This window comes from Exiguobacterium sp. E17S (genome assembly GCF_057772545.1).
Genome location: NZ_JBYLRU010000003.1, coordinates 1 through 13,601 on the forward strand (window position 1 = coordinate 1; position 13,601 = coordinate 13,601).

Below are 13,601 nucleotides of genomic sequence, written 5' to 3' on the forward strand. Positions count from 1 at the left end.
CTCACGCCCATGTTTCCGCCATTTTTTCCGAATGCAGCGCGAACGTCAGAAGCCGTCCGGTTCACGTTGTTCGTCAACGTTTCGACGATGACCATTGAACCGCTTGGACCGAATCCTTCATAACGCAAGACGTCGTAGTTTTCTTCCGCTCCACCTTTTGCTTTTTCAATCGCCCGATCGACGATGGCACGTGGCACGTTGTATGTTTTCGCTCGTTCGAGAACGACCTTTAATGCTTGGTTTGATTCTGGATCGGGTTCACCTTGTTTAGCCGCTACATAAATCTCACGACCGAACTTTGCGTAAATCCGACTCGTATTTTTGTCTTTTGATGCTTTTTTTTCCTTGATGTTATTCCATTTACGACCCATTTCGTATCCACTCTCTTTCCGTAATGTCAGAAATCCGTGATTTCCTATGCGTTATCAGTATACCTTAAACTACCTGACAGACTGAACTAAAATGTCGGTGGAACCGTTGAATTTCTATTAAATATGTTTAAGCGATGTGGAAGAAAGGAACTTTACCGATAGAGAAATATCAATTTAAGGGAGAGTGGCAGAATTTGAATCAGGCTGGGGTAGTTCATCGCGCATTATCACCGTTCGTTTATGCTTACGATCAAGAGACGGTCCATGTCCGACTCATGACGGCTAAAGGCGATATTGAAAAAGTTGAATTGATATATGGTGATCCGTATGAATGGGAAGCGGAAAAAGAAGAAGACCGAGATTGGAATTTTGATCCGGAGAAAGAAAAATCATGGAAAGTAGAGAGGACACCGATGCAACACAATGGAAGTGATGCGACGTATGACTATTGGTTCGTTGCAATCCGTCCAGAACGGAAGCGGGTGCGATATGGGTTCGAGATTCATGGCGATACGACAGCCGTATTAACCGAGCGTGGCTGGTATGACGAAGCGCCACTCGATCATCCAGGCTATTATTTTTCTGTGCCATATGTTCATGCGACGGATGTCTTTGATACACCGGAATGGGTGAAGGATACGGTCTGGTATCAAATTTTCCCGGAACGATTTGCAAATGGTGACCCGTCGAATGATCCAGCAGGTACGAAGGAGTGGGGAAGTGAAGCGCCAGCTTTTCAGAATTTCTTCGGTGGAGATTTTCAAGGCGTCATCGATCACGTCGATCATTTACAACGTCTCGGTGTCACCGGTGTCTACTTCTGCCCAGTCTTTGAAGCACCATCGAATCACAAATATGATACCCTTGACTATTTGAAGCTCGATCCTGCATTTGGTGACGAGAAAACGTTCCGCAAGATGATCGATGTGCTACATGAGAACGGTATCCGCGTATTACTCGATGCCGTCTTCAACCATATTAGTGAAGATCACCCCGCCTTTCAGGACGTCTTAGAAAAGGGGCAAGATTCAAAATACGCCAACTGGTTTACGATTGATTCCTTCCCAGTCGATCCATCGATTCCGAACTATGAAGTGTTTGCCTTTGAACGGAACATGCCGAAATTGAATACTGCTCATCCGGACGTCAAAGACTATTTGCTTCACGTCGGACGTTATTGGGTCGAGGAATTCGGAATCGACGGCTGGCGTCTGGATGTCGCAAGTGAAGTCGATCATGCATTTTGGCGTGAGTTTCGCAAGGAAGTCCGGGCTGCGAACGGAACATGTTATATCGTCGGTGAGTGCTGGACGGATTCGCAACCATGGCTCCTCGGCGATCAATTTGATGCCGTCATGAATTATGGTTTGACCGAGAGCTTTTTGACTTGTTTTGCGACGGGCGAGACGCGCGTTCGTGATTTCTCACATGCAGTCAGCCGAAATTTAAACTGGCATTCTCAAAATGTCAACGAAGTGATGTTCAATTTGATTGACTCGCATGATACGCCGCGTGCATTAACACGTGCGAAAGGGAATATCGATCGAATGAAATTGCTCTTCACTACACTGTTGACGTTTCCAGGTTCACCCGTCATCTATTATGGTGATGAGATTGGAATGAAGGGTGGGCAAGATCCGGCCAACCGTGCGTGTATGGAATGGGACGAGACGAAGCAGAACCTTGAGTTGTTCGATCACGTTGCGCAGTTGATCGCCCTTCGAAAACAGCATCCGGTTTTAGCAAATGCCGGAACGTATCATTTCCAAAGGATCGATGATACAAGACAGACATTTATTGTCGAGCGACGTCAGGGCGAACAGGTTTACTTGCTCGTCGTCAACGTCAGTGAAGAGGTACAATCTCTTTCGCTTGAAGGAACGTATGAAAGTCTGTTGGATGGAACGACGTTATCGGGAACTATTCAAGTAGAAGCTGTGTCAGCTCTTCTTTTGCGACACGTATAAGAAAAAGCAAGTCGTGGATATCGCATCCGCGACTTGCTTTTTTGGTGTGCATTACGAATCAAACGGATGGATCAGTAAACCGCTCCGAAGTTTCGGTTCGAACCAAGTCGATTTCGGTGGCATCACTTCTCCGGCATCAGCCACTGCCATTAAATCTTCGATCGAAGTCGGATGCAAGTGGAAGGCGACAGCGGCATGCCCAGAGTCCACGATCTGCTCAAGACCGGCATACCCCTTATGACCACCGACGAACTGGATTCGTGCGTCCGTCCGTGGATCTTCGATACCGAGTAACGGTGTCAACAACTCTTCTTGTAAAATCGAGACGTCGAGATTCGCTTTCGTCCCGATTCGTTCAGAATCGTACGAAAGGGTATACCATTGGCGATTGAGATACATCTCGATTTGGTGAGGCTTCGTTTGTTCGGCACGTCCTTTTGTAATCGTAAAGCGATGGGCTAATCGTTCGAGGAAGTCAACGACCGATTGACCGTACAAATCTTCAACGACGCGATGGTATCCGAGAATCCGTAATTGATCCTGCGGGAAAGAGACGCCAAGAAAACGTTGGGCTTCCTCCTGGTCCGTCCGACTGGCAGCGATGGCTGCTGCTGCAGCGCGATGGTGACCATCAGCGATATAGAGAGCATCATGACGGGCGAACTGGCTCCCGATCGTCAACAAATGATTACGATCAGTGATTTTAAAAATTCGATGCGTCACTCCATCGACGGTGAAATCATATAGGGAATCGCCAGCAGTGACGGTCGTGACGATTGCTTCGAGTTGTGCATCCGTCTGGTGCGCAAGTAAAATTGGTCCCGTATGTGCTTGCAACTGTTCGACGTGTCGGACACGGTCGCGCTCTTTATTCGGACGTGTGAATTCATGTTTACGAATTTGATTCGTCTCGTAATCACTGACGGCAACACATCCGACGAAACCGGATTGTGTATGTGTCCCGTCTGACAATTGATAGATATAATACGTCTCGTCCGTGTCGAGCTGTAAGATGCCGTTTGTTTGACTCTCTTCGAAGGCAAGCGCCGCTTGCTGATAAACGCGTGGATCATCTTCAGCGATCAATGACGGAAGGGTGGCTTCTGCTTTATCGATCCGCAAAAAAGACAGCGGATGACGTCGAATCTCAGAACGTGCTTCTTCGCGCGAATAAACATCATACGGTAGGGCGGCAAATTCTGCCGCATATTTTGAGTCCGGTCGTAACGCCGCAAAAGGTTCGAAAGTTGGCATGGAGTTCACTCCTTTTAAAGTAGACGTGTTTTCAAGACGCCAGGAATCTGTTTCAGTCGGTCGAGCGAGATTGATTCGTCCGCATGGTTATCGATATCGATGATCGTATAGGCAATTGCATCTTTACTACCATTGATCATATTCGCGATATTGATCGACTCTTGTGCTAACACCGAAGCGATTTGACCGACCATGTTCGGAATGTTATGGTGCGCAATCGTAATCCGTCGTTTTCCAGTGAACGGTAACTCGACGGCTGGAAAATTGACAGCATTGCGAATGTTTCCTGTCTCAAGGAAAAGACGCAGTTGATCGACCGCCATGATGGCACAGTTTTCCTCCGCTTCACTTGTCGATGCCCCGATATGTGGTAAGGCAATGACTCGGGGGAGGGACAAGATGAAGGCGTTCGGGAAATCCGTCACATAGTTCGCCAGTCGACCGGACCGGAGTACGTCTGCTAACGCTTGTTCATCGACAAGTTCGCCACGCGAGAAGTTGAGTAGGGTCGCGCCATGTTTCATCTTCGAGAAGAGTGATGCATCGAGTAAACCTGTCGTTGCGTCAACGAGCGGGAGATGCAACGTGATATAGTCACTTGTCGCGAGAAGATCCTCAAGCTGTGTCGCCCGCTGAATCTGATTCGAGACGCGCCAAGCGGACTCGACGGACATGTGTGGATCATAGCCTGTGACGGTCATGCCAAGCTCGTGGAGAGTGTTGGCTAAGTTTGCCCCGATCGCCCCAAGTCCGACGATCCCGATTCGTTTCCCGAGTAACTCGGTTCCGACGAATTGTTTTTTGTTCGCTTCGATCCGCTCCGGAATATCCGGTCCGCGTAAGTTGTTCGTCCAAAGCAGACTCGGCACGAGCTTTCGCGCCGTCAGGAATAAACTACCGATGACAAGTTCCTTGACGGCATTCGCATTGGCACCTGGCGTCGAAAAGACGGGAATCCCGCGGTTTGCGAGTTGATCAAGTGGAATCGTATTGACACCGACGCCGGCTCGGGCGACGGCTTTAAGACTATCTGGAAAGCGCATGTCATGTAAATCCTTGCTGCGGACGAGAAAAGCGTCTGGTTGTTCCGTTTCTCGCTGAACGTGATAGTCATCTGTGAATCGTTTTAATCCTTTGTCCGATAAATCATTCCATAGTTGAATTTGATACATTTAACGTTCCCCCTGTTCAAAACGGTGCATGATGTGAATCAGTGCCGTAACTCCTTCGGTCGGCATCGCATTGTAAAGACTCGCGCGCATTCCACCAATCGAGCGGTGACCGGCAAGGTTGATTAAATCGTGACGCGCAGCAAAGTTCAAGAACGCAGCATCCTCCGACTCACTTCCGGTCGAGAACGGAATGTTCATCCGGCTTCGATCCTTGACGGCTACATGGTTATGAAATAGATTGGATTGATCGATTGCTTCATATAACATGTGTGCTTGTGAGACGTTCCGCGCCGCGATCGTCTCGAGTCCGGTATCTTCAATCCATTCGAGCACTAATTTCGTCATATAAAGACTGAATGTCGGCGGCGTGTTGTACAGAGACCGCTGTTTTGCATGGATGTCATACCGTAAGTAGGCACCGATCGTGTCAGGAACACGATCAAGCAACTCGTTCTTCACGATGACGACCGTTAAACCAGCGACACCAAGATTTTTTTGAGCACCAGCATACAACACATCGAATGACTCGATTGGCAATGGTTCAGACAAAATCGATGACGAGACATCAGCGACGAGTGGCACATCGACATGAGGCGGTGTCTGATAAGTCGTCCCTTCGAGGGTATTGTTCCAAGTGATGTGCAAATAGTCGGCTGTTGACGTGAACGGACCTTCTGGAATGAAGCGATACCCGTGATCAGCGGAAGAGGCGAGCACGTTGACCGTGGCGTACCGTTTTGCATCTGCAATCGCCTTTGTCGACCAGCCGCCGGTATCGATGAAATCAATCCGTCCGGTCTTCGTCGCCAGATTTTGCGGTAACATCGCGAACTGAAGTGTAGCTCCTCCTTGAAGAAACAATACGGAGTACGAATCGGGAATCGACATCAGTCTCCGTAAGGATTGTTCAGCTGCCTCCCGAATCGATTCGAAGATTGGCGAACGATGACTCATTTCAAGAACGGATTGTCCTGAATTTTCATAATCGAGTAGCTCGGATTGAGCCTTCAATAGGACCGGGGCAGGAAGGACTGCTGGACCGGCAGAGAAGTTATAAACCGTCATGAGGAACACTCCTTCTTGAATTTTCAGAAAATATGTACCACTCAAGTGTAACGGAATGAAAAATGAGAAGCAATTCCAACTGACGATGAATGGAAAATGAAAACAAAAACATCCCTTGAATCCGTTACGACGGATCAAGAGATGTCAATTGACCAAAGTGCCATTTCCAACCATCTGACGTAGCACGATAGATGGATACGATCCGGAAACGACCAACATATTGAGTTGTCCCGTATTCAAATCGGTCTTCTGTCAAACTATACTGGATTGCCGTATCTTCGAAATGATCAATGTATGAAAAATCATCGGTCCGGGATAACCAGCGGATGTTTGCAGGATCCACGTAATGATCGAGGTAGGTCTCGGCATCAAATGACCGCCCTAACGCATCGATGAACGTAAATTCGGGAGATAATAGAGGCGAGACTTGTGATAAATCCCCTTTTAGCATAGCCTCTTGAAGGTGCTGCATCGTTTGTTCGAGTGTCATATTACATCTCCTTTCTTCCTGAATCGCTAGTGTAGCATATATAAACACAAAAAAGACCCTGCGTGAGCAGGGTCTAAAGGAAATTAAAGTTTTACAACGTTAGTTGCTTGTGGTCCGCGTTGACCTTCTTCAACTTCGAAAGAAACCTCTTGACCTTCGTCAAGTGATTTGAAACCTTCAGATTGGATTGCTGAGAAGTGTACGAATACGTCGTCTCCGCTTTCGCGCTCGATGAAGCCGAATCCTTTTTCTGCGTTAAACCATTTTACTTTACCTTGTTCCATGTGTATTGCCTCCTGCGTGTGACTGGCACACTGATTATTACTACCGTGATCAATTTCATCGAATATAAAGTGAAACACTTCGTATCTCCACCGAACAACAATAATTACTTAATAATATAGCATGCCTGTATCGAAAAAGAAAGGACAAAACAAAAAAAGAACAAACGAAGCTATTCTTCTCTGAATAAAGCATACAATTAAAGGGTTCATTCTGCTCCTGTCGAAAGAGTATAACTGATTCTTTCAACGAGTCGGAATATGTTCTCTTTTACTACTGAGTTGTCGTAATGTATGCAAAATGAATCCTTGAAAGTTCGGATAACGTGTCGGTTGTTCCCAAACAGTTCGGAACAGTTGCGTCATCGCGGAATGAATGAGTGCATCTTCCACTTGTGTGCGACGGAACAGAAGAAAGAGTGTTTTTTCGTAACGATCGTATAATCGTTCTAACGCGACAGGGTCGCGTTGTTTGATTTGATTGAGCAAATCAGTGTCTGAATACATAAGTCACTCCTTCTTCGACAGTTTTCTCTATAGTATGCTGTCACTGTAATGTAATGAAACTATTATGTAGATTCCCGCTACATGAATTATGAAACACCCAAACTTCTTGAACTAAAGATAATAAAGGAAATGGAGGAGCGTTATATGTTTCCTGTATACATTCGTCCGTACATCTTGGAGGATGCAGCGGAGATCCTTGAGTTGAATTTGCGAAATCGTGATCACTTTGAATACTGGATGCCAATCAAGCCGTCACCAGAACAATACACGATCGAAGGGCAACGAGAACGGATTCATCGTCACCAAGAGTTGATGCGTCAAGATGCTTATTATGCGTATGGTGTCTTTTTATCCGAGACGGACCAGTTGATTGGGGATGTTTCGGCGATGTTCGTTCAACGTGGACCAGCCGAGACGTGCATGATCGGCTATCAACTGGATGCGGCCTTTTCAGGACGAGGATATATGGCGCAAGCAGTCGGATTGTTCGTCGATCATTTATTTGATGTCCACCAGTTCCACCGGATCCGTGCTGAAGTCATGCCGGAGAATATCGGCTCGATCCGTGTCCTTGAGAAAGTTGGATTTCGTAAAGAAGGAATCGCGAAACAAAATCTTTTCATCAACGATGCCTGGGAAGACTTTATTTTGTTTGCCCTATTAAAAGAAGACCGAGAGGAGTCAAAACATGCCAATCTCTGATTACTATGCTAATTTACGCCAACTTGTCGGAACGCAACGTCTTTTTACACCATGTGTCGCAGCGATCATTCGAAACGAAGCAGGTCACATCCTCTTTCAGGATCCAGGAGGTCCGTTTTGGAGTTTGCCTGCTGGAGCGATCGAACTGGGAGAATCTCCTGCGCAAGCAGTCATTCGCGAAGTCTATGAAGAAACGGGTCTATTCGTCCGACCGTTTCGTCTGATTGCGACCTTCGGTGGAGAGTCGTTTCGTTTGACGTACCCAGATGGAAACGAAGTTGAATACGTAGCGACGGTATTCGAGTGTAAGGTTGTCGGGGGAACGCTCGAAGCGATCGATGGAGAATCGAAACAACTGGCATATTTTCCAAAACAGGAGCGTCCTCCTCTAGCACTGCCTTATCCTGATCATGTGTTTGAAGCATCCGAAGCAACAAGCTATTTTGACTGGGAAGAACATTGGTTGACAGATTTACAACAACAAAACCAGTAAAATCCGAACATTTAACTGGTGATAACTGAATAAAGTTCTTGAAAAACCTTAAAAATGCGAAAATTTCTTTGACACTATGAGGACAGTTCGTTATAGTAGTCAAGGGGCGAATGATTATCGCCAATATATTAAAAAATATTCGTAATTAGAGGTGTTATTCATGGATGTAGTATTCGATTATGAAGATATTCAATTAATTCCAGCAAAATCAATCGTTGGTAGTCGTTCGGAATGTGATACGTCAGTCGAGTTCGGTGGTCGTCGTTTCAAGCTTCCGGTCGTACCGGCAAACATGCAAACGATCATTGATGAATCGATTGCTTTGTTCTTAGCGGAAGGCGATTATTTCTATATCATGCATCGATTCGAGCCGTCTCGTCGTTTGGCATTCGTTCGCATGATGCAAGAACGTCAACTGTTCGCTTCAATTAGCGTCGGTGTCAAGGAAGAGGAATATCAGCTGATCGAACAGCTCGCAGCAGAAGGGCTGACTCCGGAATACATCACGATTGATATCGCACACGGTCATTCGGAGGCCGTCATTCAGATGATTCGCCACATCAAGTCGCTTCTACCAGCAAGTTTCGTCATCGCTGGTAACGTCGGGACACCGGAAGCGGTGCGTGAACTTGAAAATGCGGGAGCCGATGCAACAAAAGTCGGGATCGGACCAGGTAAAGTGTGTATCACGAAGATTAAGACAGGATTCGGTACAGGTGGTTGGCAACTCGCGGCACTTCGTTGGTGTGCAAAAGCAGCAAGTAAACCGATTATTGCGGATGGTGGGATTCGGACGCATGGCGATATCGCGAAGTCAGTCCGATTCGGTGCGTCGATGGTCATGATCGGTTCACTCTTCGCAGGGCATGAAGAATCGCCTGGTGAGACACATGAGGTGGACGGAGTGCTCGTCAAGGAATATTTCGGTTCTGCTTCTGAGTTCCAAAAAGGGGAACGCAAGAACGTTGAAGGAAAGAAGATGTTCGTCGAGCATAAAGGGAGTCTTGTGGATACGTTGATTGAGATGGAGCAAGATTTACAATCGGCAATTTCGTATGCTGGCGGGAACAAATTGCAGGCGATTCGGACGGTCGACTACGTCGTCGTCAAGAACTCGATCTTCAACGGTGATAAAGTATATTAAAATGATCAGTTCGCTCTTAACGGGGCGGACTTTTTTTGTTTCTTTAGCATAACTCTTCCATAGGAGGGGTATACATCAAATGGACCAAAAGATTCGGAATATTTTGGATAGGGAGTGATTGACATGCTATTTGAAACGACATCGTACTTAATCGAAAAATTTGCCACTGTTCGTAACCAAACAATTGCCTTGATTGAACCGCTCGAAGCAGAAGACTTCATCATTCAAGCGAGTTCAGACGTGAGTCCACCGAAATGGCACATCGCCCATACGACTTGGTTTTTTGAACGAATGATTCTACAAGAATATAATGAAGACTATCGCGTTTTCCATCCGAAGTACAATTATCTGTTCAATTCATATTACAACTCGATTGGTCCTTACCAGCCTCGTCAACAACGAGGGATGTTGTCACGTCCGACCGTCGAGGACATCATTGCTTACCGGGCATATGTCGATGGACAAATGGTCGAGTTCTTGAAGGAAGAACGGACTCCAGAAGACCAACGGAAAATCGAAGCGTTAGTCGAGATGGGACTACAACACGAACAACAACATCAGGAATTGATCTTGATGGACGTGAAGTATAACTTTTTCACGAATCCACTGTTACCTGCTTATCAATCAAAGTCGTTGGCATCAGATGTGCCTGAAAATGCAGTCAAGGAAACATCGTTTATCCAATTCGAGGAAGGACTCGTCGAGATTGGTCATACAGGAGACGGTTTTGCGTTCGACAACGAAAGTCCACGTCATAAAACGTGGCTGCATCCATTTGAACTCGCGACGCGTCCTGTCACGAACGGTGAGTATTTGGCGTTCATTGAAGCAGGAGGCTATGAAAAATCAGAGTATTGGTTATCCGACGGGTATGCAACGGTGAAAAAAGAAGGCTGGAAAGCCCCGTTATATTGGATGAAGGATGACGCGGGAGAGTGGACGATCTTTACGATGAACGGTGTCGAACCACTTCGTCTTGATGAACCGGTCTGTCATGTCAGCTTTTACGAGGCGGATGCCTATAGCCGTTATCAAGGGAAACGCTTACCGACGGAAGCGGAGTGGGAGTGGGCTTCTCGTCAAGTAGATTCCGTTACGAAGCGTAATATGATGGGAAGCGGAACATTCCATCCGGTAGCCGTCGAAGAGTCAGAGACGACGCTTGCGAGCATGTTCGGAAACGTCTGGGAGTGGACGTCGAGCGCTTATAGTTCATATCCAGGCAGTAAACCGCTCGAAGGAGCACTCGGAGAATACAATGCGAAGTTCATGTGTAATCAAATGGTACTGCGTGGAGGAGCGTGCGTGACGCCTGACGATCATATTCGCGAGACGTACCGCAACTTCTTCCCTCCAGATAAACGCTGGTTATTTGGCGGCTTCCGATTGGCGGGTGACATGTGATGCGGGAAACGGTCATTGGCTACGATTTATATACTCCGCAACAAAACATGCGTTTAGAAGTCATCGAAGGTCTGATGCGAGAACAAAAGGTCTTACCAGCAAAATATTTTTATGATCATATCGGATCCCAGTTGTTCGAACAGATTACGCAGCAACCGGAATATTATCCGACACGGACGGAGCTCGCCATCTTGGAGCAGCATCGAGCGGAGATCGCACGAAGTATCGGCGATGTGCATACACTGATTGAATATGGAAGTGGAAGCAGTCGTAAAATCCAGATGTTACTGGAGACATTTACACATCTAGACACGTACATGCCCGTTGATATCTCAAAAGATTTCCTAATGGAATCTGCACGCCAATTGTCGGAACGGTATCCTGCGCTGCATATTAAAGCGGTCTGTGGGGATTACTCGCAATCGATTTCCTTACCGGTCGAGGAGGCTCAAAAACGAGTCATCTTTTTCCCGGGATCGACGATTGGTAACTTTGAACCGGAGGAAGCGATGCGCTTCTTACGTCATTCCTCACGAATTCTTGAAACGGGGGATGGATTCTTGATCGGCGTCGATCTGAAAAAGTCTGTTGATGTGCTTGAACGAGCTTATAATGATGCAGCCGGCGTCACAGCAGCATTCAATTTGAACATGTTGACGCATTTGAATCAGATGCTCGAGGGAACGTTTGATGTGACACGATTTGAACATTATGCTTTTTATAATGAAGAAAAAGGACGAATCGAAATGCATCTTCGGAGTCAACTCGATCAACTCGTGCAAGTTGGAGATGTAACGGTTCCGTTTAAAAAAGGCGAAACGATTCATACGGAAAACTCCTATAAATACAGTAAAGAAGAGTTTGAGGCACTTGCCCGTCAAAGTGGTTTTCATTCAGTCAATTGTTGGATCGATGACGATGAACGATTCAGTGTGCATTATTTAGAAAAAATGTAACGGCGAAATAACTAAAAATACTCCCGCTTGTAAGCTTCTGTGTAGAAGCGATGAAGGGGAGTATTTTTGTGGGTGAAAGCGTTTATTCGATCCGAGCGCCTTCTGGAATCGGATGTTCCGGTACGACGAGGATCGGCATCCATTGTTCCGAACGTCCGATCTCAAGCAACCGCCCCGACTCTTCAGGCGTACGACCGGGTATATTGAGTACGGCAATCGCTTGTTTTCCAAGCAATTCATGGACATCGGATCGCAGTGATTCCCAGTCGAGTGAGAATAAACGCGTAAATCCGTCGAATTGTAGTTCAAGCTGAATTGAGCCATCGGTAAGATCCGAAACCGACTGGATTGTACCAACACGTATATCTAAAGCATCGAATAATTCAAGAGGAACGATTGGTTTCATGGACAATGGTGTACTTCCTTTCAAAGTGAAGTATAGAGTGGGTCAGGAGTCGAGAGAGACGTAGATCGGCTCATAAGTCGTCCATTCGATATCAGGCGCTTGATGACGTGCAAGCTTCGCTAATTGGCTACCGAGATACGGTCCGATCGTCAAACCGGATGCACCAAGTCCGTTAGCTAGGAACACGTTCGGATGATTTTGAAGCGGTCCAATCACCGGCAGGGAGTTTTTCGTATACGGGCGCAAGCCGATACGCAGTTCATCAATCGTCGTTTCCTCGAGACTGGGTAAGACAGGTAAAGCACGATTCAATAAGGCATGCATCCCTTTGACGGTCGGTTTCAAATCATAATCGGTCTGTTTTTCGTGTGTTGAACCGACGATCAATTTCCCTTCGTGGATTGAGACGAGATATAATCCACGTTGTCCCATGACGACGGGCCATGTCGTTGATGTTGAGTCCGTCAAAGCGAGTTGCAGGATCTGTCCCTTCTCCGGATGCAAATCGATTTTAAGCTCAAGTGGACGGAGTAGGTCATTTAACCAGACACCCGCCGTTAAAATGAACTGTTCTGCCGAGTACTGTTCATTTTCCATGGTTATACCAGTGACGACTCCCTTGTCTACGACAAGAGAAGCATCTCCTTCTAGGACGGTCGCACCGTGTTCGACAGCACCACGAATCAGTGCAGCACACAAGGCACGTCCGTCAACGCGTGCACCACCGGAAACGAATAAGGCATCCTCGATCTGTTCGACGAGTGGAAAGAGCGTTTTGACACGATCTTGGTCCAGTCGTTCGATACGTTCGATGGCAGGAGCTTCCGGAAAACGGTTTTGCGCAATCGTCTCCATCTTTTCGATTTTTGATGTTTCATGTAAGGCGATCGTGCCAACTTGCTGATAACCCGTACTGATCTCACCGAGTGCTTCCAGTTCAGGAATCAATGTCTTGTAAAAATGAGCCCCGTTATTCGCTAATTGGTACCATGCCTTATTTCGTCGCTGTGTCATCCATGGACAGATAATACCGGCTGCCGCATGAGAGGCTCGACCGGGTTCTTTCCGATCGACGAGTAAGACGCGTTCACCAGCCTTCGATAAATGATAGGCCGTCGAGGCACCGAGAATTCCGGCGCCGATGATGATATGGGTGTACATGAAAGATTCAACTCGATTCTGTTCAATTGGAATATCTTTAATTGTAGCAGTAGAAGATCCAGGCGACTAGCGAGAGTAGGTATCGGATTAGCAGCACATCGAATGATGGGAAATGATGGGGAAAGTGAACCATTTGGCGCGTCATGACGTATACTAAATATACAGTTTCTAAAAACTGTGAATTAGACGATTAGAAACAGCTGAATTCGGAAACATACCCTTATAGGC

15 protein-coding genes are annotated in these 13,601 nt (G+C 46.7%); 6 read left to right on the top strand and 9 right to left on the bottom strand.

The genetic code is table 11. The annotated features are described in order from the left end of the window. On the bottom strand, window positions 1–371 hold a 371-nt coding region (locus AC3B4V_RS10825; RefSeq protein WP_488378391.1), incomplete at its 3' end, for a YebC/PmpR family DNA-binding transcriptional regulator. A gap of 194 nt (window positions 372–565) precedes the next feature. Here AC3B4V_RS10825 and AC3B4V_RS10830 point away from each other — a divergent pair. Continuing rightward, a complete protein-coding gene (locus AC3B4V_RS10830) occupies window positions 566–2,338 on the top strand; it encodes a glycoside hydrolase family 13 protein (protein WP_488378392.1) in 1,773 nt (590 codons plus the stop codon). Window positions 2,339–2,389: 51 nt separating this feature from the next. On the opposite strand, the gene AC3B4V_RS10835 is transcribed toward AC3B4V_RS10830, so the two are convergent. The 6 genes from AC3B4V_RS10835 to AC3B4V_RS10860 form a co-directional block, all read right to left on the bottom strand. Next, on the bottom strand, window positions 2,390–3,592 hold the full coding sequence (locus AC3B4V_RS10835; RefSeq protein ID WP_488378393.1) for a DUF1015 domain-containing protein: 1,203 nt from the start codon (window positions 3,590–3,592) through the stop codon (window positions 2,390–2,392). A gap of 14 nt (window positions 3,593–3,606) precedes the next feature. Then, window positions 3,607–4,764 carry a phosphoglycerate dehydrogenase gene (locus tag AC3B4V_RS10840; RefSeq protein WP_488378394.1) on the bottom strand — a complete coding sequence of 386 codons (1,158 nt, stop codon included), beginning with the start codon at window positions 4,762–4,764 and terminating at the stop codon, window positions 3,607–3,609. Continuing rightward, on the bottom strand, window positions 4,765–5,829 hold the full coding sequence (gene serC / locus AC3B4V_RS10845) for a 3-phosphoserine/phosphohydroxythreonine transaminase (RefSeq protein ID WP_488378395.1): 1,065 nt from the start codon (window positions 5,827–5,829) through the stop codon (window positions 4,765–4,767). It abuts the gene before it with no gap. Window positions 5,830–5,953: 124 nt separating this feature from the next. Next, entirely contained in the window at window positions 5,954–6,319 is a 366-nt protein-coding gene (locus AC3B4V_RS10850; protein WP_058713823.1) for a nuclear transport factor 2 family protein, read from the bottom strand. Window positions 6,320–6,402: 83 nt separating this feature from the next. Further along, complete coding sequence (locus AC3B4V_RS10855; RefSeq protein ID WP_023468529.1) at window positions 6,403–6,603, bottom strand: cold-shock protein; 201 nt, start codon at window positions 6,601–6,603, stop codon at window positions 6,403–6,405. A gap of 243 nt (window positions 6,604–6,846) precedes the next feature. After that, window positions 6,847–7,107 (bottom strand): RNA polymerase sigma factor, encoded by a 261-nt coding sequence (locus AC3B4V_RS10860; protein ID WP_055968430.1) that lies wholly within the window; start codon window positions 7,105–7,107, stop codon window positions 6,847–6,849. A 144-nt stretch (window positions 7,108–7,251) separates the two neighbouring features. Between AC3B4V_RS10860 and AC3B4V_RS10865 the strand changes: the two genes are divergently transcribed. The 5 genes from AC3B4V_RS10865 to egtD all read left to right on the top strand — a co-directional run bounded on the left by AC3B4V_RS10865 (window position 7,252) and on the right by egtD (window position 11,806). Further along, window positions 7,252–7,809 carry a GNAT family N-acetyltransferase gene (locus AC3B4V_RS10865; protein WP_488378396.1) on the top strand — a complete coding sequence of 186 codons (558 nt, stop codon included), beginning with the start codon at window positions 7,252–7,254 and terminating at the stop codon, window positions 7,807–7,809. Continuing rightward, window positions 7,796–8,302, top strand: a complete 507-nt coding sequence (locus AC3B4V_RS10870) for an NUDIX domain-containing protein (RefSeq protein ID WP_488378397.1) — start codon at window positions 7,796–7,798, stop codon at window positions 8,300–8,302. Before AC3B4V_RS10865 ends, AC3B4V_RS10870 begins: the two co-directional genes overlap by 14 nt. 160 nt (window positions 8,303–8,462) lie before the next feature. Continuing rightward, window positions 8,463–9,446 carry a GMP reductase gene (guaC, locus tag AC3B4V_RS10875; protein WP_488378398.1) on the top strand — a complete coding sequence of 328 codons (984 nt, stop codon included), beginning with the start codon at window positions 8,463–8,465 and terminating at the stop codon, window positions 9,444–9,446. A gap of 123 nt (window positions 9,447–9,569) precedes the next feature. Beyond that, on the top strand, window positions 9,570–10,850 hold the full coding sequence (gene egtB / locus AC3B4V_RS10880) for an ergothioneine biosynthesis protein EgtB (protein ID WP_488378399.1): 1,281 nt from the start codon (window positions 9,570–9,572) through the stop codon (window positions 10,848–10,850). Continuing rightward, window positions 10,850–11,806, top strand: coding sequence for an L-histidine N(alpha)-methyltransferase (egtD, locus tag AC3B4V_RS10885; protein WP_488378400.1), 957 nt, complete (start codon window positions 10,850–10,852; stop codon window positions 11,804–11,806). The genes egtB and egtD overlap by 1 nt, the downstream gene beginning before the upstream one ends. A gap of 82 nt (window positions 11,807–11,888) precedes the next feature. On the opposite strand, the gene AC3B4V_RS10890 is transcribed toward egtD, so the two are convergent. Continuing rightward, complete coding sequence (locus AC3B4V_RS10890; RefSeq protein WP_488378401.1) at window positions 11,889–12,212, bottom strand: hypothetical protein; 324 nt, start codon at window positions 12,210–12,212, stop codon at window positions 11,889–11,891. A 42-nt stretch (window positions 12,213–12,254) separates the two neighbouring features. Beyond that, on the bottom strand, window positions 12,255–13,373 hold the full coding sequence (locus AC3B4V_RS10895; protein ID WP_488378402.1) for an NAD(P)/FAD-dependent oxidoreductase: 1,119 nt from the start codon (window positions 13,371–13,373) through the stop codon (window positions 12,255–12,257). Between the last annotated feature and the right edge of the window lie 228 nt (window positions 13,374–13,601).

What these genes read in the sequence shown, in the direction of transcription:
- AC3B4V_RS10835 (WP_488378393.1), bottom strand. Translation starts at nt 3,592, where the DNA reads ATGCCAACTTTCGAACCTTTTGCGGCGTTACGACCGGACTCAAAATAT.
- AC3B4V_RS10840 (WP_488378394.1), bottom strand. Translation starts at nt 4,764, where the DNA reads ATGTATCAAATTCAACTATGGAATGATTTATCGGACAAAGGATTAAAA.
- serC (WP_488378395.1), bottom strand. Translation starts at nt 5,829, where the DNA reads ATGACGGTTTATAACTTCTCTGCCGGTCCAGCAGTCCTTCCTGCCCCG.
- AC3B4V_RS10850 (WP_058713823.1), bottom strand. Translation starts at nt 6,319, where the DNA reads ATGACACTCGAACAAACGATGCAGCACCTTCAAGAGGCTATGCTAAAA.
- AC3B4V_RS10855 (WP_023468529.1), bottom strand. Translation starts at nt 6,603, where the DNA reads ATGGAACAAGGTAAAGTAAAATGGTTTAACGCAGAAAAAGGATTCGGC.
- AC3B4V_RS10860 (WP_055968430.1), bottom strand. Translation starts at nt 7,107, where the DNA reads ATGTATTCAGACACTGATTTGCTCAATCAAATCAAACAACGCGACCCT.
- AC3B4V_RS10865 (WP_488378396.1), top strand. Translation starts at nt 7,252, where the DNA reads ATGTTTCCTGTATACATTCGTCCGTACATCTTGGAGGATGCAGCGGAG.
- AC3B4V_RS10870 (WP_488378397.1), top strand. Translation starts at nt 7,796, where the DNA reads ATGCCAATCTCTGATTACTATGCTAATTTACGCCAACTTGTCGGAACG.
- guaC (WP_488378398.1), top strand. Translation starts at nt 8,463, where the DNA reads ATGGATGTAGTATTCGATTATGAAGATATTCAATTAATTCCAGCAAAA.
- egtB (WP_488378399.1), top strand. Translation starts at nt 9,570, where the DNA reads ATGCTATTTGAAACGACATCGTACTTAATCGAAAAATTTGCCACTGTT.
- egtD (WP_488378400.1), top strand. Translation starts at nt 10,850, where the DNA reads ATGCGGGAAACGGTCATTGGCTACGATTTATATACTCCGCAACAAAAC.
- AC3B4V_RS10890 (WP_488378401.1), bottom strand. Translation starts at nt 12,212, where the DNA reads ATGAAACCAATCGTTCCTCTTGAATTATTCGATGCTTTAGATATACGT.
- AC3B4V_RS10895 (WP_488378402.1), bottom strand. Translation starts at nt 13,373, where the DNA reads ATGTACACCCATATCATCATCGGCGCCGGAATTCTCGGTGCCTCGACG.